This is a genomic window from Pseudomonas sp. MWU12-3088, assembly GCF_023242405.1.
In the GTDB taxonomy this organism is placed as follows: domain Bacteria; phylum Pseudomonadota; class Gammaproteobacteria; order Pseudomonadales; family Pseudomonadaceae; genus Aquipseudomonas; species Aquipseudomonas kribbensis.
This window is the reverse complement of record NZ_JALJEA010000001.1, coordinates 717,350-741,320: the sequence shown is the minus strand read 5'-3', so window position 1 is coordinate 741,320 and position 23,971 is coordinate 717,350. Positions and strand designations below refer to the sequence as shown.

The following is a 23,971-nucleotide window of genomic DNA, read 5'->3' as shown; positions in this document are numbered from 1 at the left end:
TTATCGGTCTGCCATTATCCATTTGTGTCCATCGAGGTAAAGCGTGGTGGTTACTCATGAAAGGTATACCGGTCTTTTCCGGTGTGCTTTGACTCATACAGCGCTTCATCAGCCTTGATCAGGGCCTGGTTGAGGGTGTCGCCATCCTCGACCCGGGCCACTCCGATGCTGATGGTCACCGGGTGCCGGGTGGTCTGCTCACGCACCACCCGGCACAGCTCACCGGCCAATGCCTCGACGTCCTCGCGGCGAACGCCCGCCAGATAAATTGCAAACTCCTCGCCACCCAGTCGCGCGTATTCGAACGGTGCCATTACCGCTTTGATGTCTGCTGCGATCCGCTTGAGCACTTCATCGCCGATGTCGTGGCCGTACACATCATTCACTTTCTTGAAGTTGTCGATGTCGATCATCGCCAGGTAATGGTCGTGCTCGCGAGGCGCTGCTTGCAGGCTCTTTTCGGCGCGGGTCATGAACGAGCGGCGGTTGGGGATTTCCGTCAGGGTGTCGTTGTAGGCCTGATCCAGCAACAGCTTGGACATGATGTAGTTGTAGAGCTTGGTCTCGCGCAGTTTCAAAAACGTATAGATCGTCAAAGCACAGAGAAACACGCTGTAGGCGATGGTCATGACGCCTTTGAGTTCCAGCAGGCCGATACCGGTCCCCATGAAGGGGTTGAGTATCAGCCAGGTGACGACTTGCGCGCCGAAGAACGACCAGCGACTGAGGGGCAGCACGGAGGCGCTGTAAAGCGTGGTGGCGGCAGCGAGCACCAGCCAGATGCCGTGAAACGTCGGCGGCAAGCCGTCGATCACCAGCCGTATGCCCAGGGTGATGAGGAACACGAAGGTCAGGTTAAGCCAGTCGAAGTGGCGAGCCTTGCGCGTGAACATCAACACCACGGCGAGCACCGCAAACGCAGCGATGAAGATCATCGAACGCCAGGTGAAGCCCTGATCGCCGAGGAAACTGACGATCAGGTCGAAGGCCAGCCAGATGCCCATGCTGGCCAGATAGATCAGCAGGCAGAACGAATGCAGCCGCTCGAACTCATGCTGGATGAACTCGTCCCACAGCTCGGCGGGTGCGGTTCGCTTCAGGACTTCGTCTTCAATGGTTTTGTACATTGCTGCCCGGGTGCTTGCGCTGGTTGTCGAGAATCACCTGTCCCCACGGTCGGTATCGCAGGGAAAACACTGCACTTTGATGACAGCCGGTGGAGGTGGCATCCGGGGTTGCCGGCTCGGCACGGAAAGCCTCGCCTTCACGGCTGACCTGGCGGAACGCTTCACGCACGATGCCGACGGAGCAGGGCAGTGCGCTGGCATAGCCGTTGCGCACCAGCACTGGCAGGCGTCCGGTACCCGCGCCGTCCTGCCACCAGACCTGCGCGCCGGCGGCTGTCAGATCGCCCAGCCATTGGGCGTTGACTGTCGGGGCAAGCTTGCCGGCACTGAAGGCGCTGACATGTAGCGGCGCATCCAGTTTTGCTGCGAAATCCTTCAGCTGGCGTTGGAGCGTTGCCCGCCGGTCGGCTGCCAGAAAGTGCAAGTCATCCAGTTCCAGTGGCAGATACCAACCGCTGACCGGCAGTTTCCATTCCAGGCGCAACTTCTGTTGCTGCGCCAGCGATTGTCCCAGTTGCGCCTGCCAGTAGGCGCCGAGGCCGGCGCTGTCCAGTTCGTCGATGCGTTTGTAGTACGCCGGGTCCATCGACAGCCCGAGCACCAGTTGCAGGCCTTGCTGTCGGGCGAGTTTCAGGCTGTTGGCGAGCCAGCCATTGGCGCCGCCAAAGTCCGAGTCACCGTACGAAGTCCATTGCACGATCACAGTCCGGGCACCTTGCCGAGCCGTGTCCTGCCAGACTTTCTGCCACTGCGCCTGGGTCAGGCCGGCATCGACATTCAGCGGCTGATAGAACACACGCTCATCGGCCCGTGCGAGAGTCGCACCCAGCAGCAGGAAGAAACACAACATCCATCGAGCCATCAGAAATTCCACTCCACGCCCAGCAGCACACCGTTGCCGCCTTCATACAGATTGCCGCCCAGCGACTGTTGATATTCGGTGCGTACCGTCAGTTTCGAGCGGTAGGCGTTGTAGCGGTCTTCGTCGTACCACCATTGCCAACGCAGACCGACACCGGTACGCAGGTCCTGGCGCCAGTCGTTGCTCGGATCCTGGCTGGCAAATTCGAGGAAGCCGTAAGGCATGATTGTCTGGGCGCCACTGTTCGGCAGCTTCCAGGCATGCCCTTGCTGGAATCGTGACAACCATTGGTGATCGCCGGCCTTGGTCCACCAGGCGGCGTCGAGGTAGAGGAAGCGTTCGTCCCAATCGTTTTCGTCGACGCGCCAGTCGTTGCGGTACTTGCCCTGATCGAGGAACGAGGCCGTAGCGCGCAACAGGTAGTCGGTGGTGGTGTGGCCGTCCTGGCGGTGATCGTTGATCTGATCCAGCAGTTTTTCCGGCACCAGCATCTGGCCGAGGCTCAGGCTGTGGTTGTCGTCATCGTTGAACTGGCTCTGTTTGTAGATCTCACCGTAGAAGTTGATGTTCTGCGTGCCCCACGGCTTGTAGCGCAGACCGACACCGGCGGCGAGGGATTCGGCGTAACGGGAGCGACCCTGCCCACCAAGCAGGACCCGGCCATACACCGACAGCGTGCTACCGGCGCGGCTCGGTTCATCGCCGAGGGCGTGATCCCACATCGCCAACTGCACGTTTTGCGAATCGGCGTGGCGACGCGAACCTTTGCTTTCGTCCGGGCGCACGAAGTCATTGGTGGAAACCCCGGCCGGTGACCAGGTGCTGGCAATTGTGCGGCTGTCGCGGCGGGAGAGGGTTTCGTGGGCACGGCGCTGACGGTAGCGGCGCGCCTCCATGCTGCCATCCTCGTCGTCGGCGGCCACCGGGTTCTGTTCCAGATCTATCACCCGGCGCAGTTCCTTGCGGGCCGAGGCGCTGTCTTCCACTTCGTCGTAGCGCCAGGCCAGGGTTTCGCCGAGTCGGTAATCCTCCGGGAAGTCACGGGTGGCCTGTTGCAGATAGGGGATTGCGGTGGCGCGTTCTTCGCGGGTCTCGGCGCCTGCCAGGCGCATGCCGTAGTCGGCGCGGTAACGCGGGTTATTCGGATCGCGGCGGACGGCCTCGGCCAGCCATGCGGTGCTTTGCGGCAAGTCACCGGCCTTTTGTGCGGTGACCGACGCTGCGTAGAAATGCCCGGCGTCCGGCGCTTGTTGCAAGGCTTTGCGCTGACGCTCAAGCGCCTGGGCATGATCGCCACGGGCATCGGCGATGGCTGCACCGAGGGCCCATTCATTGGCGCCACGCGTGGTGCTTTGCTGCCAGTAGCGTTCGGCGGTCTGGCTGTCACCGGCATTCAGCGCACTGCGGCTGGCGGTGAGGCGGGCGTTATCGCTCAGTTCCGTTGCGGGAATGCTGCGCCAGATGGCCAGCGCTCCTGCGGAATCACCAGCGGCTTCGAGAGCGTAGGCCAGCGGCAGCCGGCCGCTGCGGTCACCGAGTTTTTCCGCTTGCTGGTAATACACGACCGCTTCGCCCGGTCGATCCGGCATTGCACACCGACCCAAAGCGCGATAATCGCCTGCGACTTGCGGGTGGTTGCCAATGGCTTGTTGAACGGCATTGCACTGGCCATTTTCTGCGAGTTGCGCGAGTAACTGACCACGGGTGGCGCCATCCACATGGGTGAGCAACGAAGCCATGCGCCGTTGTTGTTCCGGTGTTGTGGTTTTCGAAGCTGCATAAAGCCCGGCCAGACGTTGGAGTGCAGTGGCCGGCAAGCGCCCTTGATGACGGTCGAACGCGGTTTCGAGCAACTGTTGCGCCTGTGCGCGATCGCCATTGTTTACCGCCAGATACGTGGCCTGATTCAGTGAATTCAGATTGCCGGTCTGCCGGTAGTGAAGCTCCCACAAGGTCTGGGCTTCCGTCATGCGACCCATGCGTTGCGACAGTTCTGCCCGACGTTTGACGATTTCAGGCGTTTGCGTCTGGCCGGCCAGCCACGCATCAACCTTGTCGCTGCGCCCCTGATCCTGCCAGACATTCAAGATTTGCTCCTGACGGCGACTGTCCCACGGCTGCGGCAGTCGGGTGGTTTGCAACAGGTCGGTGGCTTGCAGACGCTGGGCGAGTATCAGCCAGGTTTGCGGGTCGTCGTCAGGTGTGCAACCGCGAAATTGCTTGAGCGCTGCTTCCGGATCCTGGCGCGACAACCATTCGGCGGTCTCCAGGCAAGGACGCTGCAGGTCGTTGCTCAACCGCTGTACGGTCGGCACGTCTTCGGTCTTGCGCGCCAGTTCCCACAGGCGCTGGCGTTGTGCCGGGTCGGCCAGATCGGAGTCCGGCAACGACTGAATCCAGCGTTGTGCCTGTTGTTCGTGACCCATGGCGATGGCGCGGTCGACCATCGCCAGACGGACTTTGCGGGCAGCCTCCGGGCTCGGGGCCTGTTGCAGCAGTTGTTGCAGCGGTTTCTCGTCGAGGCGCTGGACATAGGCATTGGCCAGACGTTGCCAGCCCTCGGTATCCAGCTGTTTGCGGGCGGCGAGCGGTGCGAGCTGATCGATGGTGCCGCTCCAGTCGCGCAGTTGCTCCGACCAGTTGGCCCGAGCCAGACGCAGGATGTTGTCATCACCCTTGGGCGACAGTTGCGCCAGCCAGTCGTGAGCCTTGGCCGCGCCGCCGAACTTGGCAAGGCTCAGACTGTAGGCCTGCCACAGGCGCACGCGGTCATTCAGGCTGCTGGTGGCCATCCAGCTTTCTACCTGAGTGCTGGTGGGGGGATCCTGTTCGATCCAGGTCAGGCGCAGATCAAGAAGGGCGTCGCTGTTTGCCGGCAACGCTTGCATCGCGTCTTTGTAACGGCGTTGTTTGGCCAGCGATTCAACCAGCAGTGCCCGGGCCTCGTCGTTTTTCGGGACTTTTTCCAGCAAGTGGCGCATCAGACGCTCGACTTCTTTCCAGTTGCCCTTTTTCGCTTCGCGGTAACTGCGGTCCATGTAGGGATAGCTGCGGAACTGCTCGAAGTCGCTCAGCGGCGCAGCCTGTAGCGGATACGCGGTGCTCAGGCCCAGCAACAGGCTGCCCATCAGCAGGGTGTGACGATGCACAGGCTTCATGCGACCTCCCGGACAATGCGGTAGGCGGCTTGCTGTTCGCTGGCCTGGTCGGCCAAGGCCTGTTCCAGGACTTCCTGGGTGATCATGCCCCGGGAAATCAGGTGTTCGCCGAGCGACATCTGCTCGGCGTCAAAGTCGATCAGTGCCTGATTGAAAAGAGTCGGCGGCACCATGCCGCGTACTTGCAACAGATTGCCCAGCAGCACCTGATGGCGGCTGACCCGCTCCAGCAAGGCTTCATCATCCTGATGGCGCTCAAGCACTTCGAGCATATGACGCACTTCCTCATTCTGGCGGGGACTGGCGTACCAGTAGCGAATCCCCAACGTGACGCGGCCCTGGGGTGCCAGACGGCTACGCACCGGGCGTTTCAATTGACGGCTGATGGCACCGAGCGAGACCTGACTGACCGGGCCTTCGGAGGCCAGAATCAGGGTGTCGCCTTCTTCGGCCACCGGCAGCACGCCGTAGTGCGATGCGACCCGGCGCGGCACGGCATCGATCAGGCGCTTGTCGAGCTTGAACGGATTGAGCGGTGCCCATTCCAGATCCAGCTGTTCGGCAAGGGTTTGCACAAGTTGTGTGCTGTCTATGTATTCGCGCAGCAGCAATTCGCGTCCCAGGCGCCGGCGTACGGGGCTGGTAATCGCTGCTTCCAGTTGCTCTTCGGTCAGCAGACCTTTTTCCACCAGCCGATGGCCGAGCGGGGTACGTTGCGCCTTGGTCAGTGCCGGGAATTCGTGGGTGGTCTTGTCCCAGGCTACGCGCCGCGAGTCGCCCATCTCCATCACTTGACGCAGGGCGCGCAGGTTGGCGAAGAAATTGACGAAGTTGCTCCACATCATGCGCGGTGCCGACAACAGACCTTCCACCAATCCATAGTAACGAGTGACAAACCAGCCACGCTGGAACAGACGGTTGAACAGCATCAAGCCGTTGAGCCACAGCAGCACCGAAAGCAACGAGCTGTCGGCGAGGATCGACGGATAGCGCCACGAGTCCGGGGAAATCACCGTGACCGCCCACATCGCCAGCAGCACCAGGAACAGCAGGTTGACCAGAAAACTCAGCAGGTAGGCGATCAAGCCGCGACGGTCACGCCACAGGAAGTAATTGAGCAGACCCTTGCGGCTCCAGCCGAGGTTCTTGGTGCCCTGGAACACGATGCCGACGATCCACCGCGATTTCTGCCGGATCGCATGTTGCAGGTCCCTTGGGAAATGTTCACGTACGCAGATCACCTGGGAGAACTCGCGGTTCATCCCGAACACCCAGGGTTGTTCCAGCGCCAGTTTCGGATCGCTGACCGAGTAGCGGGCGAAGATGCATTTCATGCCTTTCTGCTTGAGGCGGAAACCGATGTCGTAGTCTTCGGTGAGACTCTGCACATCGAAGGCAATGCCGTCGCCGTCTTCCAGCAGGGCGCTGATGGCTTTACGGCTGAAGCACGTGCCGACCCCGGCACTCGGCACCTGGCCGGTGAGGGCCTCGCGCACGATGACGTCCTTGCCGTGGTTTTCGGCGAACTCATCGACGTAGTGGCCGGCGGTGAAGCCTTTCCACTCCGGTGCGTAGGGGTAGACCGGAATCTGGATCAGGTCCTTGTTCGGCAGCAGGTAGTTGTAGAGGCGCAATTCCATCGGCGAAATCACGTCTTCGGCATCATGCAGGATGAACCCGGCGAACTGGATTTTCGCCTCGCTCTCGAAGCGCAGGATCGCGTCGATGATGTTGTTCAGGCAGTCGGCCTTGCTGGTCGGGCCCGGTCGGGCGCACACCACTTTGTGCACATTGGGGTAGTGCTGGCAGACCGCGTCGACATCGGCCTGGGTTTCGGCGTCGTTGGGGTAGGTGCCGACGAAAATCTGGTAGTTCTCATAGTCGATAGTGGACGCGGCAAGGCGCGCCATCTCGCCGACCACGCCGACTTCGTTCCACGCCGGCACCATGATCGCCAGCGGCTTCTCGGGAATCGAGTACAGGCGTTCCTCGTCGGCACGTTTGAATTTCTCGTAGATCCGCCAGCGCCGGATGAACTTGCGGCTCCAGTACACGAGGTCGATGAACAGGTCATCGAGGCCAAGGATGAACATCAGCAGGGCGAGGATGATCGCCACATACTTCAGACCAAACAGCACATACGCAAAGAAGTCGACCCAACCCAGACTCATACCCCGTTACCCGCCGCCGAGCGTGCGCTCAGCCAGGCGTGGAGGCGTTTGGCGATGCGTTCGCTGGCGTGGCCGTCACCGTAGGGGCTGTGGACGCGGCTCATGCGTTGGTAGGTTGCTTCGTCATCGAGCAACTGGCTGGCTTCCTTGACGATCTTCGCGGTGTCGGTGCCCACCAGCAATACCGTGCCGCCCTCGAGCACGGAGGGGCGTTCGGTGACCTCACGCAATACCAGCAGCGGTTTGCCGATGGCCGGAGCCTCCTCCTGGACACCGCCGGAGTCGGTCAGGATGAAGTGCGCACGGCCCATCAGCCAGACGAAGTTCGGGTAATCCTGAGGGGCGACCAGATAGATGTTGGGTTTGTCGGCGAGCATGCCGTACACCGCGCTTTGCACCTGCGGGTTGAGGTGTACCGGGTAGACAAATTGCACATCCGGGTAGCGCAGGGCGAGATCGGCCAGGGCCTGGCAGATGTTCTGGAAACCGTCGCCGAGATTCTCCCGGCGATGCCCGGTGATCAACACCATGCGACGGCTGTCGTCGAGCACCGACAACGGGGAATCCGCCGCCGGACGCCACTGGCTTTGCTGCTGGTGCGTGCGCATCCACAGCAGCGCATCGATCACGGTGTTGCCGGTGATTTCGATGTTGTCCTGCGGTACGCCTTCGCGCAGCAGATTGGCTTCGGCCTTGCCGGTTGGCGGAAAGTGCAGGTCGGCGATGACACCGGTCAGACGCCGGTTGGCTTCTTCCGGCCAGGGCGCGCGCAGGTTACCTGTGCGCAGACCCGCCTCGACGTGGCCGATCGGCAACTGGCGATTGAAGGCGGCGAGGGCGGCGATGAAGCTGGTGGTGGTATCGCCGTGTACCAGCACGATGTCCGGTTTGACCCGTTCGTAGGCCTGATCGAGTTGTGCAAGCAGATGTTGCGAGAGACCGTTGAGGGTCTGGCCCTGGGTCATGACTTGCAAGTCTTCATCGACCGTCAGTTCGAACGCGTCGAGCACTTGCTTGAGCATCTCCCGATGCTGGCCGGTCGAGCAGATGTTGAGTTTGATGTCGGGCCACTGACGCAGAACCCGGGCCAAAGGGGCCATTTTGATGGCCTCCGGGCGAGTACCGAAAACCATCATGACGTTAAAGGACATTAGACCCCTCCTGGGACGAAGCAAGGCCGCGGCCGATTGGCCAACAGCACCTATCTCTTTCTGAGAAATAAAGAAAAGCAGCCGGATGGGAGCTTGTCCAATCCGGCCTCGAGGCTAGTTGTTACAGATCAATTGGAACGAAAGTGCCATTACCTGATGGCTCTTAGGTGGCACTTTCAGGAAAAGTTCCATCGTTTTGCGCGGGGGATGGTGCAGAGGGTACGCAGGGTGTGGCGAAGCCAGCTCAGGTCATGGGCTGGTTTGCGTGGCGGGGCGGGATATCTGGTTTTGCCGAGGAATTGGGAGAAGTCTTGCAGGAGGGATTCATCCGTACCGATGCCTTTAAGTTTTTTGACCAGTACGCCTTCCTTGTAAAACAACACCGTCGGAGTGCCCGTGACATCCGGATGTCGACACGACTGTGCGGTATCGAGCATGAAGATATCCATCCGGGGCCGGAAAGGCTTGGCGATCTCGAGAAAAACGGGACCGGAAAACACACAGGCACCGCAATGCTCGTTGAAGAAGTACAGGACGACGAGGCGCCTGGCTTTCAAGACCTTCCGGTACGTCGGGGGCAACGCTGAATATCGAGTCGGAGTTGTCATTGGAGCCTCCTTTATTCGATGTACAAGACGTCACGACGTTAAAGGGGCAGCGGTCACTGTCGCAACTGTCAGAGTTGACAGGTGCCGAGCACATTTTTTTGTGCACCGCGCACCGATATGTGGCCCGAATACTCGTCGTGTGTAGCCAACGGTAGCGCGGTGTAATGACACCTCGCGTAACACAGGCTTCATCCTTCTTTTTATCCCTTTGATTCAAAACAAATTTCGATCCATTGCTGATTCCCCTCGAATCCCGTGGCACACTTTCTGCTGTCTATTCCGTAGTAACAAACCGAGTTCCGGTATAGCGGAATAAACAATCCTCTGGAGTGCTTGCCATGCATCGCCGACCATCCTTGTTCAAAGCGTGTGTTTTTGTTCTCGCGGCTTCGTCCGCTGTCGTGGGTATGGCCCAGGCGGCTGACAGCAAGCTCGACAGCGTCCTGGCCCGTGGAAAACTGATCGTGGGCACCGGCAGCACCAATGCGCCGTGGCACTTCCAGGGCGCGGACGGCAAGTTGCAGGGCTTTGATATCGACATCGCCCGGATGGTGGCCAAGGGGCTGTTCAATGACCCGAACAAGGTCGAGTTCGTGGTGCAGTCGTCCGATGCGCGGATTCCCAACCTGCTGACCGACAAGGTCGACATGAGCTGCCAGTTCATCACTGTTACTGCCAGCCGCGCGCAGCAAGTGGCGTTCACCCTGCCGTACTACCGCGAAGGTGTCGGCCTGCTGCTGCCGAACAACAGCAAGTACAAGGAAATCGAAGACCTGCAGGCCGCCGGCGACAGTGTGACCGTTGCAGTGCTGCAGAACGTGTACGCCGAGGAGCTGGTGCACCAGGCACTGCCCAAGGCCAAGGTCGACCAGTACGACAGCGTCGATCTGATGTATCAGGCCGTGAACTCGGGCCGCGCCGATGCCGCCGCCACCGACCAGTCCTCGGTCAAATACCTGATGGTGCAGAACCCTGGCCGCTATCGCAGCCCGACCTACGCCTGGAGCCCGCAGACCTACGCCTGCGCCGTCAAACGTGGCGATCAGGACTGGCTGAACTTCGTCAACACCACCCTGCATGAAGCCATGACCGGCGTTGAGTTCCCGACTTACGCGGCGTCCTTCAAGCAATGGTTCGGCGTTGACTTGCCATCGCCCGCCATCGGTTTCCCAGTCGAATTCAAATGATCCCGTGAGAGTGGGGCGCCCTGATGCGCCCCGCTCAAGGTACTGCCAACCATGAACTATCAGTTGAACTTTGCCGCCGTGTGGCGCGATTTCGACACCTTGCTGGCGGGGCTCGGTCTGGGCCTTGAGCTGGCGCTGGTGTCGATCGCCATCGGCTGCGTGATCGGCCTGCTGATGGCGTTTGCCTTGCTGTCGAAGCATCGCGCCTTGCGGGTGCTGGCATCGGTGTATGTGACGGTGATCCGTAACACGCCGATCCTGGTGTTGATTCTGTTGATCTACTTTGCGTTGCCTAGTCTCGGTATTCGGCTGGACAAGATTCCGTCGTTCATCATCACCCTGTCGTTGTACGCCGGGGCGTATCTGACCGAAGTGTTCCGGGGTGGTTTGTTGAGCATCCCCAAGGGCCAGCGCGAAGCGGGGCTCGCCATCGGTCTGGGCGAATGGCAGGTAAAGGCCTACGTCACGGTCCCGGTGATGTTGCGCAACGTGCTGCCAGCGCTGTCGAACAACTTCATTTCGCTGTTCAAGGACACCTCGCTGGCCGCCGCGATTGCGGTGCCGGAGCTGACCTATTACGCGCGCAAAATTAACGTCGAGAGCTACCGGGTGATCGAAACCTGGCTGGTGACCACGGCGTTGTATGTCGCGGCCTGTTACCTCATTGCCATGCTGCTGCGTTACCTCGAGCAGCGTCTGGCGATCCGCCGATAGGAGGCTGCGATGTACGAATCCCCCAGTTGGTTGCATGAGTTGTGGATTGCCCGCGAAGCCTTGTGGCAAGGCTTTCTGACCAGCGTGCAGGTGTCGGCGCTGGCGATTCTGTTCGGCACAGTCATCGGCGTATTTGCCGGGCTGATTCTGACCTACGGCAAGTTCTGGATGCGCGCGCCGTTCCGCTTTTATGTCGATCTGATTCGCGGCACCCCGGTGTTCGTGCTGGTGCTGGCCTGCTTCTACATGGCGCCGGCGCTCGGTTGGCAGATCAGCGCGTTTCAGGCCGGCGCCCTGGGTCTGACGCTGTTTTGCGGCTCCCACGTGGCCGAGATCGTGCGCGGTGCGTTGCAGGCATTGCCACGCGGGCAGATGGAAGCCGGCAAGGCCATCGGCCTGACGTTCTATCAGTCCCTCGGTTACGTGTTGTTGCCTCAGGCGTTGCGGCAGATCCTGCCGACCTGGGTCAACTCGTCAACGGAAATCGTCAAGGCTTCGACCTTGCTGTCGGTGATCGGCGTGGCCGAGCTGTTGCTCAGTACCCAGCAGATCATCGCCCGGACGTTCATGACCCTGGAGTTTTATCTGTTCGCCGGTTTTCTGTTCTTCGTCATCAACTACGGCATCGAATTACTCGGCCGGCACATTGAAAAGCGGGTGGCCCTGCCATGACTCAAGCTCAAGTTTCCAACGTCCAGAACGGCCAGCCCCTGCTGGACATCCGTGGCTTGCACAAGCAATACGGCGCGGTCGAAGTGCTCAAGGGTGTCGACCTGAGCATGCAGCGCGGCAACGTAGTGACGCTGATCGGCTCCAGCGGCTCGGGCAAGACCACGCTGCTGCGCTGCGTGAACATGCTGGAAGAATTCCAGGGCGGGCAGATCCTGCTCGACGGCGAATCCATCGGCTATGACGAACTCAACGGCAAACGCGTGCGGCACCCGGAAAAAGTCATCGCCCGCCATCGGGCGATGACCGGCATGGCGTTCCAGCAGTTCAACCTGTTTCCGCACCTCACCGCGTTGCAGAACGTCACCCTCGGACTGTTGAAAGTCAAAAAGATGCACAAGGACGAAGCCGTGGTCCTGGCCGAAAAATGGCTGGAGCGGGTCGGCCTGCTGGAGCGGCGCAATCACTTTCCCGGTCAGTTGTCCGGTGGTCAGCAGCAGCGCGTGGCGATTGCCCGGGCAATTGCGATGAACCCGAGCCTGATGCTGTTCGACGAAGTCACCTCGGCCCTCGACCCGGAACTGGTCGGTGAAGTGCTGAACGTGATCAAGGGCCTGGCCGAGGACGGCATGACCATGTTGCTGGTGACCCACGAAATGCGTTTTGCCTTCGAGGTCTCGGACAAGATCGTTTTCATGAATCAGGGACGCATCGAAGAGCAGGGGCCTCCCAAGGAACTGTTCGAGCGTCCGCAATCGCCGCGGCTGGCGGAATTTCTCAAAAGCACGCGGTTCTGACTTTTCACTTTTTCAATCAGGAGAAACACCCATGAACATTACGCGTTACGGCACCGGCAGCACCGCCGCTGGCGGCCAGCCACGTCCATTCGCCCGCGCAGTCGAGGCCGATGGCTGGCTGCACGTTTCCGGTCAGGTGCCGGCGGTGGATGGCGAGATCATTGTGGGCGGCATCGTCGAGCAGACGCACCAGACCATGAAGAACCTGATCGCGATTCTTGAAGAGGCCGGTTATGGCCTGGAAGACGTGGTCCGTGCCGGGGTGTGGCTGGACGATCCGCGGGATTTCAGCAGTTTCAACAAAGTCTTCGGCGAGTACTTCAAGCCTGAACACGCACCGGCCCGGGCCTGTGTGCAGGCGAGCATGATGGTCGACTGCAAGGTCGAGATCGACTGCATTGCGTACAAGAAAAAGGCTTGAGTGTTGACCGCTCCCGCGCAGAGCGTGGGAGCGATCTTTCGCGATAAACTCCCGGCACTTTGAATGGGAACCACTGAAATGACCGAAGACACCATCAAGCGCCGGGCACGCGGTCTGGACCGGGCGTTCGATATCCTCGATTTCCTCAAGGAAATCGGCCAGCCGCTTCGTCCGAACGACATCGCCAACGGCATCGGCAGCCCGAAATCCACGGTCTACGAACTGGTGGCGTCGCTGCTCGAACGGCGGATTCTGGAGCCCGTGGGCAAGGACGGTCACGTCTATCTCGGTCGTCAGTTGTACTTTCTCGGTCAGGCGCATTTGCGTCATTTCGACCTCAGTCGCGAGGCCGATCATGCGTTGCAGGAGATCGTCAGCCAGACCCGGGAAACCGCGCAGATGTGCCTGCTCAACGGGCGCAAATACACGGTGGCGCTGATGAAGGAGGGCGAGCGACATTTCCGCATTTCCTCCGATATTGGTGAAAACGCACCGATCCCTTGGACTGCCTCCGGGCGCCTGCTGCTGGCGCATTTGAGTGACCAGCAGATCAGCGACCTGATCGACCCTGACGACTTCATCCTGCCGGATGGCGAACGCCTGCCGATGGAGACGTTTCTGAAGGAAATCCGTCAGGCCGGCATCGACGGTTTCTTCTCGTTCGACAGTGTCGCCGACACCTTTACCCATTGCTTCGCCGCCCCGGTCAAAGACCCGAGCGGCGTGGCCATCTGCACCCTGTGCATCGTCGCACCGCGCGCCGATGCCAAGACCAACTACAACGACTATCGCCGGGTTCTGATCGAGAGCGCCAACAGCCTCGCCCGGCGTATCAACGAATAACCGCGCCCGCCAGCGGACGCGACTGTGAGGAGTTCGACCATGACGACTGCCAACAACACTGCTGCCGTGGAAAAGGGTGATGCCGCCATTGGCGCGCAACTGGTGCGTGACATCAGCCTGCCGGCGCTGGTGCTGCACCGCGAAGCGCTGGAACACAACATCCGCTGGATGCAGAAATTCGTCAGCGACAGCGGCGCCGAACTCGCGCCCCACGGCAAGACCAGCATGACCCCGGCGCTGTTTCGTCGTCAGCTCGACGCCGGCGCCTGGGGCATCACCCTGGCCAGTGCCACCCAGACCCGTGCCGCTTACGCCCATGGCGTTCGTCGGGTGTTGATGGCCAACCAACTGGTCGGTACGCCGAACATGGCGTTGATTGCCGATCTGCTCGCGGCCGATTCGGGTTTCGATTTCTATTGCATGGTCGATCATCCGGACAACGTCGCCGATCTGGGCGCTTACTTCGCGTCGCGCGGCGTGCGCCTGAACGTGATGATCGAGTACGGCGTGGTCGGCGGCCGTTGCGGTTGCCGGACTGAGCAGGAAGTCATCGAACTGGCCAAGGCCATCGGCGCACAACCGGCGCTGGCCCTGACCGGTATCGAAGGTTACGAAGGCGTGATCCACGGCGATCACGCTGTCAGCGGCATCCGTGAATTCGCCGCCTCGCTGGTGCGACTGGCGGTGCAATTGCAAGACAGCGGCGCGTTCGCCATCGCCAAACCGATCATCACCGCGTCGGGTTCGGCCTGGTACGACTTGATCGCCGAATCGTTCGAAGCACAGAACGCTGGCGGTCGCTTCCTCAGCGTGTTGCGCCCGGGCAGTTATGTGGCCCATGACCATGGCATCTACAAGGAGGCTCAGTGCTGCGTGCTCGACCGTCGCAGTGATCTGCACGAAGGCCTGCGCCCGGCGCTGGAAGTCTGGGCTCACGTGCAGTCAATGCCGGAACCGGGCTTTGCCGTGATTGCCTTGGGCAAGCGTGACGTGGCGTTCGATGCCGGGATGCCGGTGCCGTTGCTGCGCTACAAGGCCGGCGTGGTGCCGGCGGTGGGCGAGGATGTCGGTGCCTGCAAGGTGACGGCGGTGATGGATCAGCACGCGTTCATGACCGTGGCGCCGGGCGTGGAATTGCGCGTGGGCGACATCATTTCCTTCGGCACTTCGCACCCATGCCTTACCTTCGACAAGTGGCGCGTGGGGCTGCTGGTGGACGAGCAGCTGTCGGTGATCGAAACCATGGAAACCTGTTTCTGATGAACACGCTCAGTCCATTGGGGCCGAACACCCCGCGCATAGCCCTGATCGGCGAATGCATGATCGAGCTTCAGCAGCGTGCCGACGGCAGCCTGCAACAGAGTTTCGGCGGCGACACGCTGAACACGGCGGTCTATCTGTCCCGCGCCATGGGTGACAAGGCGCAGGTGGACTACGTTACTGCGCTGGGCGACGACAGCTTCAGTGACGCCATGTGCCGCAGTTGGGCAGCTGAAAACATTGGCCTGGATCTGGTTCAGCGCTTGCCCGGTCGTTTGCCGGGTCTGTATTGCATCCAGACCGACGCTGCCGGAGAGCGGCGCTTTCTGTACTGGCGCAACGAGGCGGCCGTTCGCGACTGTTTCACTACCCCGGCGGCTGCGCCGATTCTGGCAGCGCTGCCGGATTACGACGTGCTGTATTTCAGTGGTATCACGCTGGCGGTGCTCGGTGTGAAGGGTCGGGAGAAACTGATCGAGTCCTTGATTGAAGCCCGCCAGCGCGATGCGCGAATCGTCTTCGACAACAATTACCGGCCACGGCTGTGGGCCTCGGTGGAAGAGGCACGGGCGGCGTATCGCAGCGTCTTGCCCCATGTCGATCTGGCGTTGCTGACAGTGGACGACGAGCAGGCGCTGTTTCATTTCGAAGACTGTGATGCGGTGTTTGAAGCGTACGCGCAGATCGGCACGCCGGAAGTGGTGCTCAAGCGCGGTGCCGAAGCCTGTCTGATCCGTTGCGACGGAGAAGCGTTCGAAGTGCCGGCACAGAAGGTCGAGAAGGTGGTGGACACCACGGCGGCGGGGGATTCGTTCAGTGCGGCGTATCTGGCCAGTCGCTTGTCAGGCGCCAGTCCTGCGCAGGCGGCGGAGGCGGGGCATCGGTTGGCGAGTCGGGTGATTCAAGTGCCTGGAGCACTGATCCCCAGGGAGTGAATCCGATCCCTGAAGGCGCTGCCGAAGCTGCGCCTTCAGGGCACCGGATCAGTCGCGGAAAAACACCTGCACCAGGTGATAGCCGAACTTGCTCTTGATCGGCCCGTGCACCGTGCGCAGCGGTTTTTTGAAGATCACCGCGTCGATGGCGCCGACCATCTGTCCCGGCCGCACTTCACCCAGATCGCCGCCGCGCTTGCCGGACGGGCAGGTCGAAAACTTCTTCGCCAGCACATCGAACGCTTCACCGTTGGCGATGCGTTGTTTGAGTTTTTCGGCCTCATCGGCAGTCTTGACCAGAATGTGGCGGGCTTGGGCTTTCATCGTGCAATACCTGTAGCGGGGTGACGGCGGGGCGCGGATTATGCCTCAAGTCACGGGTTTTGGCTGATCATCGTACGGATCTTGCCAGCCAGAAGATCAATGGAGAACGGCTTGGCCACCATGTCCATGCCGTCCTCCAGAAAGCCCTGACGCTCGGCAGCTTTCTGCGCATAGCCGGTCATGAACAGCACTTTGAGCCCCGGACGGTGCTGGCGGGCGATTTCCGCCAGTTGCCGGCCGTTCATGCCCGGCAGCCCGACATCGGTCACCAGCAGGTCGACACGCAGGTCGGATTCCAGCAACGGCAGGGCACCCTTGGCGTCCTCGGCCTCATGGGCGCGATAACCCAGCTCCTTGAGCAGGTCCATGACCAGCATGCGCACCGCCGGATCATCCTCGACCACTACCACGGTTTCGCCGGTCGCGACGGCGGGTGTCTGCGTTGTTTCTTCCGTTACCACCGGTTCCGCCACCAGAGAATGCAGGCGAGGCAAGTACAGGCGTACGCAGGTGCCCTGGCCCGGCAGGCTGTCGAGGCTGACGTGCCCGCCGGATTGCTGGGCAAAGCCATAAATCATCGACAACCCGAGCCCGGTGCCCTGGCCAATCGGCTTGGTGGTGAAGAACGGATCGAAGGCTTTCGAGCGCACCGAGGGCGTCATGCCGGTGCCGTTGTCGCTCACCGCCAGCATCAGGTAATCACCGGCCTTGACCGGCTCGAGGGTGGTGATGTCGTTACCGTCGAGATAAACGTTGGCCGTTTCGATCAGCAGCTCGCCGCCATCCGGCATGGCGTCGCGGGCGTTGATCACCAGGTTGAGCAGGGCGTTTTCCAATTGGCTCACATCGGTACTGACGGGCCAGACGTTGTCGGCCAGGCGCAAGGTCAGTTCGATCGGGTCGCCTTTGGTGCGGCGGATCAGGTCTTCCAGCGAATGGATCAGTTCATTGACGTTAAGAGTCTTGCGATCCAGCGACTGGCGGCGGGAAAAGGCCAGCAAGCGGTGGGTCAACGCCGCGGCGCGATTGGCCGATGACACGGCCGCGTCGGTGAACCGGCCGATCTCATCGGCGCGGCCACTGGCGATGTAGCGTTGCATCAGGTCGAGGCTGCCGATGATCCCGGTCAACATGTTGTTGAAGTCATGGGCGATGCCGCCGGTGAGCTGGCCGACCGCTTCCATTTTCTGCGCGTGACGCAGCGCGTCTTCGGCGCGTTCGCGTTCGAACATTTCGTTCTGCAAACGCTGGTTGGCCTGGGCCAGTTGCTCGGTACGCGCGCTGACGCGTTCCTCAAGGGTTTCATTAAGGTTGCGCAGGGCTTCTTCGGTCTTTTTGCGTTCGGTCTCGTCGATCACGAAGATGTAGAAACCGTTCACCGCGCCGTCCGGGCCGTGACGTGGCAGGTAGTTCATCAAGGCGTGGCGTTGAGTGCCATCGCGATGGGGGGTGTAAAGACTGAACGAGCAAGGGCGGCCGGCCAGGGCTTCGGCGATGTACGGGGCACGCAGAAAGTAGGACTCTTCGCCGATCACTTCGCGGATCGTGCGACCGTACAGCTCCTGCGGGGTCAGCCCGTACCAGTCCAGGTACGCGGCGTTGTTCAGGCGAAAACGCTCTTCGCGGTCGACATAGCTGATCAGGATCGGCATCGCGTTAATGATCAGCTGCAACTCGGTCTGGCTTTGGCGCAGGGCCTGCTCGGTGTGTTTGCGCTCGGTCAGGTCCAGCGCTGCGCCGAGAAAGCGCATTGGCCGCCCGTGATGATCCTTGTAGCAACGTCCGCGCGCAAAGACCCAGCGTACGTCGCCATTGGCCTGCAACAGGCGATATTCCTCGGCGTATTCGGTGCCATGGGTGATGCAATGTTTGATGCTGCGGGCGATCAGCGCACGGTCTTCGGGGTGCACGCCGTGCAGGTATTCACTGATCGGCAACTGGCTGGCCAGAGCCGGGTCGACCCCGTGCAACTGGGCGAAGTGCGCATCGGCGATGAAGCGATCCTGACCGATGTCCCAGTCCCAGGTGCCGACCGCGTCGGTGGCCGCCAGCGCCAGTTGCAGGCGCTCCTCGGTCTGTTTTTGCGCCTTGAGGCTCTCTTCGGAACGCTGCTTGAGTTCCAGAGCGATGCGCCGGCGCTCGTTGGTTTCGATGGCAGTGACCAGAATGCCGGCGACTCGCGCGCTTTCGTCGCGAATCGGGCTGTAAGTCAGGTCCAGCCAGAAGTCGGATTCCTTGCCGTCTCGTTGCAGGGTGAAGCGTCGCTCGCTGTAGGTTCGCACCTGGCCTTGTAGGACGGCGCTGTAAATCGGGTCGGTAAAGTCTCGAAGCTCAGGCCATATCTGGTGCGCCGGCTGTCCGAAAGCGTGTGGATGCTTGTTGCCGGCCAGTACCGCGAAGCCGTTGTTATAGATCTGGGTAAGCTGCGGACCCCACAACAGCAGCATCGGCATCGGTGAGTGAATCACGATGTCCACCGCGGTGCGCAGGCTCTGCGGCCAGGTGCCGGCGCTGCCGAGCGGGCTGCGGCTCCAGTCGGTGCGGGCGATCAATGCCTGGGCGTCGTTGGTGTTCGGTACAGCGTTCATCACATCAGTCCTGAGCGTCGGTCGGTGAGGCGGCGTCTACTATCCTAGTGCGGTAGACGCTGTAAGACCCGTCGCGTCACGACGCACGGTCTTGTGTTCATTGAAAGCTTCGCGGGTGTTACTGGCCATGGAAATCGATGCACTGCTCAAACAACTGGCGAGCCGACACGGCTCGGATCTGTTCCTGTCCACGGGCGCACCGCCGAGCGCGCGGTTTGACGGGGTGCTGACGCCTCTGGGCGAACAACCGTTCAAGCCCGGTGAGGTGGCAACTGTCGCCGCGTCCCTGATGGACGCCGAACAACGCCGGGAGTTCGACCGGGAGCTGGAAATGAACCTGGCAATCTCCCGCACCGGGATCGGCCGCTTTCGGGTCAACATCTTTAAACAACGCAATGACGTGTCGATCGTGATTCGTAACGTCAAACTCGACATTCCGCGCTTCGAAGATCTCAAGTTACCCCCCGTGTTGCTGGAAGCGGTGATGCTCAAACAGGGGCTGATCCTGTTCGTCGGCGCTACCGACTCGGGCAAGTCCACTTCATTGGCGGCGCTGATCGATCATCGCAATCGACACAGCAGCGGGCATATTGTCACGGTCGAAGACCCGATCGAGTATATCCATCGACATCAACGTTCGATCATCAACCAGCGTGAGGTAGGTGTCGACACCCGCAGTTTCCATGCTGCGCTGAAGAACACCTTGCGCCAGGCACCGGATGTGGTGCTGATTGGCGAGATCCGTGATCGCGAGACCATGGAGCAGGCGTTGTCATTTGCCGAAACCGGGCATCTGGTGCTGTCGACGTTGCACGCCAACAACGCCAATCAGGCGCTGGACCGGATCATCAATTTCTTTCCCGAAGAGCGCCGGCCGCAACTGTTGCATGCACTGGGAAACCATTTGAAAGCCTTTGTCTCGCAACGTCTTGTGCGCACCATCGATGGACAGCGTCGAGCTGCCGTTGAGGTCATGCTGGGGACGCCAACCATCGGCGACCTTATCCGGCGAAACGAGTTGGGCGCATTGAAAGACATCATGGAAAAATCCGGCGAACTGGGTATGCAGACGTTCGATGATGGACTTTACAAGCTGGTGGTAGAGGGCGTCATCAGTGCGCAGGAAGCACTTAAACATGCGGATTCAATCAATAATTTGAAATTGCGTTTTAAACTGGAGCTTCAGCAGGATGCTACGGGGCCTGCAACCGGGGAGTGGGGGTTGGTTGATTAGTGTTTGCACTGTTCGTCTGGCGGTAATGATCTCGGCATGAAATGTTAGTTAATAGATATCGGCTGGAAGATTTGCTTGTTGAAAGTACTATCGCTCCGGCGAGGCAGGCATTGATATCTATTGAGAGAAAAGCATGAATTTTGATGTACGAAAGTCCGACAAATATGCGCCGGAGAAAGATGAGAAACAGCGTAGTGCTGCAGATGCGAGGGAACGTGAACAAGTAATCGCCAAGTTGAAGGAGTGCGTAGCGAATCACAAAGAAAATGAGCAGATACTCGGCTGGGATTATCAGATAGAACTGGTGAAGAACTCTTCACTGGATGATGTTTACGCACCAGGCAGTGCGTTATTGTCGCAATTATTGCAAACCGTCCCGCTACGCAGTGCCAGGGTTCAAGAAGCTATTAAACCCGATGCAGTCATTTGTGTGACCGAAACCGGCAAGCTGGAAATGTCGAGCGATATTGGCTGGCTGGATTTTGTCGAGCTGGGTTATTTCAGGAGTTTCCGGTCTGGCCAGGACTCGTTGGCGATCCTGGTGGAATTCGCCAAAGAGGCAGGCGGGTATATATGGACAGACAGAGAAATCATCGTTGATCAATGGCTTAAGTTTCATGGCTTCGATGTGCCGGCAAATATCGAAGAACTCAGGAATTTAACAAGATGTTTCGAGTTTAATTTTCCAGAAGTCGATGAGTTTGGCAATTATTGGTCGCAGCTTGTAACGGACGACGAAGCATTGATTGTCTTGTCCAGTGAACAATGGACGGCTATCAGGCAGTGCACGCTCCGGAAACTCCCGAAAGACACCAGATTATTGGATCACCTGTTGCGCGAGAGTGGTTCCGGTAGTGCACTGCACGACAATGCCGCCATGTTGTTGAAGCAAGTAATCGAACACGCGAGCTCTCAGGAGTGGGCTCGAGATTGTCTGCGGCAACTTGACTGGCTCAGTGAACCTGTCGGACAGGAAGCTCTGGGGCAACTATTGGTAACTGCCATGTTGCTCGATATCAATCCTTTCATCGGTAAAGCGCTAAATAGAAAGGCCATCGGATCCTATGAGATGTATTCGCCAGGTCACCTTGGCAGACCTTCGGCAATTGTCCTGGAAGGTTTGCGCGATCATATGGTCGCCAACAAATGGGTCAGTCACGATGCGGCACCGCTGGCCATCCACATGTGTCTGGCACAGATTGCCCCGGAATTCATTGTCAGACAGGTTCCTGCGTCCCTGACAATCGGATCGCTTGAATGGGTTGCCTACTGTCGTGGCGTGGCGTTGGTCGAAGCGGTCTCCGGAGGCGCGGCCCGGATGATGACTTACCCACAGATCATGGCCTATGCAGAGCTGGAACCCATCAGCAAGGCGCTGGCTGATGTGCACGCGCTGGCATTGATCGATCCGATCGTTGACTGGGCACTGATCAACGGCGTCATCACCGACGCTGAACTGCGTCAATCCGAAAACGCAACCACACAACGAGCAGTTGTTGCCTATCAAAGCTATGTGGCGAACTTCTCGCAGGTCAGCGTCGCCTTTTCCACACCCATGCCTGATCGCAAAGCTATTGCGCAGGCCGCACTGGAAACAGCGGTTCCAGACTGTGATTTTTTGCACAAACCAGTGCTGGAACAGCGACCGGGGCTTTACGCTTCGCCCACAAAAATGTCCATGGTCGACTTGCATATGTCTGGCGATTTGAGGAGGCAGGAATGGGATTTTCGTGCCGTTTTTCCCGATAGCAAGGCCCCCGATCTGTTGAGTCAGGTCGACGGAAGCGGGCGCCCGGCCCTTTATGATCCCAAGGTCGAAAGTCTTTACCGTCGCTTTCCGTCATTACTGCTGTTGACAGACAACGATGTCGAGTTTCATCGACAGTTGCGTGGTTATTTGGATGAGTTGAACACAGCACTGACCACCACGCTCAAATTGGCATTGTCGCGGTTGTCCTATTTCGAACTGCAAGATGTACTGCGCGGTGAACTGACGTTTTTTACCGTGCGTGATTCAGCGGTAATGACCCGAACCATTCCGTTAGGGGAGGGGCAAGCCCACAAGGCATCCTGGGAGACTCAAGCGAATAAAGATGCGGTCACAGGGCGCTTCGGCATTGTCATGTGCGCCTCCCATGGCGGCAAACTCGCCTGCTACGAGCTGTTTACCTTGCGCGGCGAAATCCATCGAAATGATCATTTGGGCAAGTTCATCGTTCAAAGCGGGAAGCTCAAGGCTCCGGCACGGGTGGATTTCAAGGGTGACCTGAACGCTGAAGAGTCACCAACACCCAAGGAGCGTCTGCCAATCAACCGCAAGTGTTACATCGAGGGGGTAGCGAACGATTTTCGGGTGACCAGCAGCGAAGCGATCATTGAAAAGTTGATTGTATTGCCTACGCCGGCCACGCCTGCCACCCCGAAAAAAAGTGAATACCAGAACTTCTCTGATCCCAGGATTGAGCAAATCTCGGCGATGATCGTATCCCGGCATCCCTTGATGACATTCGAACAGTTGAAAGCAGCCGCAATCGTGCCTACGACGCTAGAAAAGGAGCGAGCGCAAGGTGACGCCGTCGCGACCTACATCGTGGATCTCGCCGTGCCGTTCAAAAAGTGCGTGGAAGACCTGAGTTCCGGGGAGTTCAATCGGCTGGTGGACGGAGTCTATGGTTGTGCCATGGATGTCATCGCATTGGTGGGGGCCGTTGCCGGTTTCGCTTTTTCGGCTGCATCGATTTCGGCGAAGGCAACCAGTATGTCCGTCAAGTTGGGATATCTCGCCAAGCTGATCATCGGCACAGGGGTTTCAATCTTCAATCCACTGGACGATCTGCCCTCCATCCTTCGCGGCAGTGGCAAGCTGGTTTACAAGGGGGGAATGCGTTTGAGTCAACAGGCGCACGAAATTATCGCGCTGGCCCAGTCTCAGATGAGGCATATCGGAGGAGCCCGGAAAACTGCAGTCTCGGCAGGCCGAGGCGCTTTAGCCGGGAAGGGGATCTGGCGACCAAAAGCAACCGGCGTAGAAACGATGACGGTGCTGGCCGCGCGTGAGGACTTTTACTGGTATGCCCTTAGCCGCAGCGGTAAACCCTGGGGGCCAAAGTTGAATCATTTCAACTTTGTGGCGCCCTTCAGGGGAGACCGTTTTCATAAAACACTACCGGTCAGTTACACCCGAGCGGTCATCCAGAGAAGTTTGCCACGTGCCAAGGCCAAGATAGAGAACGCGATCAAGGCACTCAGCGACCATGACTTCAGCAAAGAATTCGAATCTATCTGCAAAGCGTTTCTGGGCAGCAACCGGTCTGATGCCACTGATCGGGTGTTGAAATACCTGAAATTGATCCGTACCGATTTCAACGGCTTTTCCCTGAGCAACATGGCCCTTGACCCTCATAAGGACAACGGAAATATCGCTGCTTTCGATCCCGGGCTCTATCGGCAATGGGTTGCAGCCAGTGCCAGTGAGAGGGCGAAGGTGATGTTCATGAAAATCCACACACGTAATCTGAATGCTCACTTCATTGGCCACGACTACAACCATGACGTGGTCGCGGATGACCTGATTCACGAAATGCTTCATGGTGCGGCGCAGACGGAGGATGTCAGCTACGCCCGCGACGTGGCACAACCAGGATCAGGCGACCAGGTATTGAATGTGACACCGCTGCTGAATCTGGCCAACGGCAAACACCCGCTGGTCGAGAGTGACTCCGCGACGCAATACCATCCGGCCGGCAAGGCTATTGAGAATGCCGATTCGCTGGCGCTGGTGGTTTCTCTGCTCGATCAGTACTACACCGACAACGCCGAATATCAGCGCAACCTCTACACCCTTGAGCAATACCTTGAGAGTACTGACACCGGCGCGATCGTCGAGCCGGTGCTGTTGACCCTGAATCGACCCGCGTAATTT

The 23,971-nt window shown here is 59.6% G+C and carries 18 protein-coding genes; 10 read left to right on the top strand and 8 right to left on the bottom strand.

Annotated features, from left to right (window positions below; translation table 11 throughout):
- Positions 1-50: 50 nt before the first annotated feature.
- The 6 genes from M5B98_RS03390 to M5B98_RS03365 form a co-directional block, all read right to left on the bottom strand.
- Positions 51-1,127, bottom strand: a complete 1,077-nt coding sequence (locus tag M5B98_RS03390; protein ID WP_248741812.1) for a sensor domain-containing diguanylate cyclase — start codon at positions 1,125-1,127, stop codon at positions 51-53.
- A complete protein-coding gene (locus M5B98_RS03385) occupies positions 1,111-1,989 on the bottom strand; it encodes a DUF4434 family protein (protein WP_248741811.1) in 879 nt (292 codons plus the stop codon). The genes M5B98_RS03390 and M5B98_RS03385 overlap by 17 nt, the downstream gene beginning before the upstream one ends.
- The gene (locus M5B98_RS03380) at positions 1,989-5,147 is read right to left on the bottom strand and encodes an NfrA family protein (RefSeq protein WP_248741810.1); all 3,159 of its coding nucleotides are present in this window, start codon (positions 5,145-5,147) and stop codon (positions 1,989-1,991) included. Before M5B98_RS03380 ends, M5B98_RS03385 begins: the two co-directional genes overlap by 1 nt.
- The gene (gene nrfB, locus M5B98_RS03375) at positions 5,144-7,318 is read right to left on the bottom strand and encodes a cyclic di-3',5'-guanylate-activated glycosyltransferase NrfB (protein WP_085710074.1); all 2,175 of its coding nucleotides are present in this window, start codon (positions 7,316-7,318) and stop codon (positions 5,144-5,146) included. Before nrfB ends, M5B98_RS03380 begins: the two co-directional genes overlap by 4 nt.
- Entirely contained in the window at positions 7,315-8,469 is a 1,155-nt protein-coding gene (wecB, locus tag M5B98_RS03370; RefSeq protein ID WP_248741809.1) for a non-hydrolyzing UDP-N-acetylglucosamine 2-epimerase, read from the bottom strand. Before wecB ends, nrfB begins: the two co-directional genes overlap by 4 nt.
- A 176-nt stretch (positions 8,470-8,645) precedes the next feature.
- The gene (locus M5B98_RS03365) at positions 8,646-9,077 is read right to left on the bottom strand and encodes a thioredoxin family protein (RefSeq protein WP_248741808.1); all 432 of its coding nucleotides are present in this window, start codon (positions 9,075-9,077) and stop codon (positions 8,646-8,648) included.
- A gap of 338 nt (positions 9,078-9,415) precedes the next feature.
- On the opposite strand from M5B98_RS03365, the gene M5B98_RS03360 reads away from it, so the two are divergent.
- The 8 genes from M5B98_RS03360 to M5B98_RS03325 all read left to right on the top strand — a co-directional run bounded on the left by M5B98_RS03360 (position 9,416) and on the right by M5B98_RS03325 (position 15,903).
- Positions 9,416-10,264 (top strand): transporter substrate-binding domain-containing protein, encoded by an 849-nt coding sequence (locus M5B98_RS03360; protein ID WP_248740609.1) that lies wholly within the window; start codon positions 9,416-9,418, stop codon positions 10,262-10,264.
- 51 nt (positions 10,265-10,315) lie between these two features.
- Entirely contained in the window at positions 10,316-10,978 is a 663-nt protein-coding gene (locus M5B98_RS03355) for an amino acid ABC transporter permease (protein ID WP_059405928.1), read from the top strand.
- Between the two features lie 9 nt (positions 10,979-10,987).
- Positions 10,988-11,650: an amino acid ABC transporter permease gene (locus M5B98_RS03350; protein WP_248741807.1), complete on the top strand. Its 663-nt coding sequence runs from the start codon at positions 10,988-10,990 to the stop codon at positions 11,648-11,650.
- A complete protein-coding gene (locus tag M5B98_RS03345) occupies positions 11,647-12,444 on the top strand; it encodes an amino acid ABC transporter ATP-binding protein (protein ID WP_007960239.1) in 798 nt (265 codons plus the stop codon). Before M5B98_RS03350 ends, M5B98_RS03345 begins: the two co-directional genes overlap by 4 nt.
- Before the next feature lie 31 nt (positions 12,445-12,475).
- Positions 12,476-12,865, top strand: a complete 390-nt coding sequence (locus M5B98_RS03340; RefSeq protein WP_217829772.1) for a RidA family protein — start codon at positions 12,476-12,478, stop codon at positions 12,863-12,865.
- A 78-nt stretch (positions 12,866-12,943) separates the two neighbouring features.
- Positions 12,944-13,708 (top strand): IclR family transcriptional regulator, encoded by a 765-nt coding sequence (locus M5B98_RS03335; RefSeq protein WP_134827127.1) that lies wholly within the window; start codon positions 12,944-12,946, stop codon positions 13,706-13,708.
- A gap of 39 nt (positions 13,709-13,747) precedes the next feature.
- Positions 13,748-14,968, top strand: coding sequence for an amino acid deaminase (locus tag M5B98_RS03330; protein WP_248741806.1), 1,221 nt, complete (start codon positions 13,748-13,750; stop codon positions 14,966-14,968).
- Entirely contained in the window at positions 14,968-15,903 is a 936-nt protein-coding gene (locus M5B98_RS03325; RefSeq protein ID WP_248741805.1) for a sugar kinase, read from the top strand. Before M5B98_RS03330 ends, M5B98_RS03325 begins: the two co-directional genes overlap by 1 nt.
- Before the next feature lie 48 nt (positions 15,904-15,951).
- Here the strand turns inward: M5B98_RS03325 and M5B98_RS03320 are convergent, their stop codons facing one another.
- Both M5B98_RS03320 and M5B98_RS03315 read right to left on the bottom strand, forming a co-directional pair.
- On the bottom strand, positions 15,952-16,227 hold the full coding sequence (locus M5B98_RS03320) for a peptidylprolyl isomerase (RefSeq protein WP_065260528.1): 276 nt from the start codon (positions 16,225-16,227) through the stop codon (positions 15,952-15,954).
- 50 nt (positions 16,228-16,277) lie between these two features.
- The gene (locus tag M5B98_RS03315; RefSeq protein ID WP_248741804.1) at positions 16,278-18,815 is read right to left on the bottom strand and encodes a PAS domain-containing protein; all 2,538 of its coding nucleotides are present in this window, start codon (positions 18,813-18,815) and stop codon (positions 16,278-16,280) included.
- A 127-nt stretch (positions 18,816-18,942) separates the two neighbouring features.
- Between M5B98_RS03315 and M5B98_RS03310 the strand changes: the two genes are divergently transcribed.
- Both M5B98_RS03310 and M5B98_RS03305 read left to right on the top strand, forming a co-directional pair.
- Positions 18,943-20,049: a PilT/PilU family type 4a pilus ATPase gene (locus tag M5B98_RS03310; protein WP_248741803.1), complete on the top strand. Its 1,107-nt coding sequence runs from the start codon at positions 18,943-18,945 to the stop codon at positions 20,047-20,049.
- 133 nt (positions 20,050-20,182) lie between these two features.
- Entirely contained in the window at positions 20,183-23,968 is a 3,786-nt protein-coding gene (locus M5B98_RS03305; RefSeq protein ID WP_248741802.1) for a hypothetical protein, read from the top strand.
- Positions 23,969-23,971 lie beyond the last annotated feature (3 nt).

Bases quoted from the DNA above. Each gene is read 5' to 3' on its own strand.
- M5B98_RS03390 (WP_248741812.1), bottom strand. From the start codon at position 1,127: ATGTACAAAACCATTGAAGACGAAGTCCTGAAGCGAACCGCACCCGCC.
- M5B98_RS03385 (WP_248741811.1), bottom strand. From the start codon at position 1,989: ATGGCTCGATGGATGTTGTGTTTCTTCCTGCTGCTGGGTGCGACTCTC.
- M5B98_RS03380 (WP_248741810.1), bottom strand. From the start codon at position 5,147: ATGAAGCCTGTGCATCGTCACACCCTGCTGATGGGCAGCCTGTTGCTG.
- nrfB (WP_085710074.1), bottom strand. From the start codon at position 7,318: ATGAGTCTGGGTTGGGTCGACTTCTTTGCGTATGTGCTGTTTGGTCTG.
- wecB (WP_248741809.1), bottom strand. From the start codon at position 8,469: ATGTCCTTTAACGTCATGATGGTTTTCGGTACTCGCCCGGAGGCCATC.
- M5B98_RS03365 (WP_248741808.1), bottom strand. From the start codon at position 9,077: ATGACAACTCCGACTCGATATTCAGCGTTGCCCCCGACGTACCGGAAG.
- M5B98_RS03360 (WP_248740609.1), top strand. From the start codon at position 9,416: ATGCATCGCCGACCATCCTTGTTCAAAGCGTGTGTTTTTGTTCTCGCG.
- M5B98_RS03355 (WP_059405928.1), top strand. From the start codon at position 10,316: ATGAACTATCAGTTGAACTTTGCCGCCGTGTGGCGCGATTTCGACACC.
- M5B98_RS03350 (WP_248741807.1), top strand. From the start codon at position 10,988: ATGTACGAATCCCCCAGTTGGTTGCATGAGTTGTGGATTGCCCGCGAA.
- M5B98_RS03345 (WP_007960239.1), top strand. From the start codon at position 11,647: ATGACTCAAGCTCAAGTTTCCAACGTCCAGAACGGCCAGCCCCTGCTG.
- M5B98_RS03340 (WP_217829772.1), top strand. From the start codon at position 12,476: ATGAACATTACGCGTTACGGCACCGGCAGCACCGCCGCTGGCGGCCAG.
- M5B98_RS03335 (WP_134827127.1), top strand. From the start codon at position 12,944: ATGACCGAAGACACCATCAAGCGCCGGGCACGCGGTCTGGACCGGGCG.
- M5B98_RS03330 (WP_248741806.1), top strand. From the start codon at position 13,748: ATGACGACTGCCAACAACACTGCTGCCGTGGAAAAGGGTGATGCCGCC.
- M5B98_RS03325 (WP_248741805.1), top strand. From the start codon at position 14,968: ATGAACACGCTCAGTCCATTGGGGCCGAACACCCCGCGCATAGCCCTG.
- M5B98_RS03320 (WP_065260528.1), bottom strand. From the start codon at position 16,227: ATGAAAGCCCAAGCCCGCCACATTCTGGTCAAGACTGCCGATGAGGCC.
- M5B98_RS03315 (WP_248741804.1), bottom strand. From the start codon at position 18,815: ATGAACGCTGTACCGAACACCAACGACGCCCAGGCATTGATCGCCCGC.
- M5B98_RS03310 (WP_248741803.1), top strand. From the start codon at position 18,943: ATGGAAATCGATGCACTGCTCAAACAACTGGCGAGCCGACACGGCTCG.
- M5B98_RS03305 (WP_248741802.1), top strand. From the start codon at position 20,183: ATGAATTTTGATGTACGAAAGTCCGACAAATATGCGCCGGAGAAAGAT.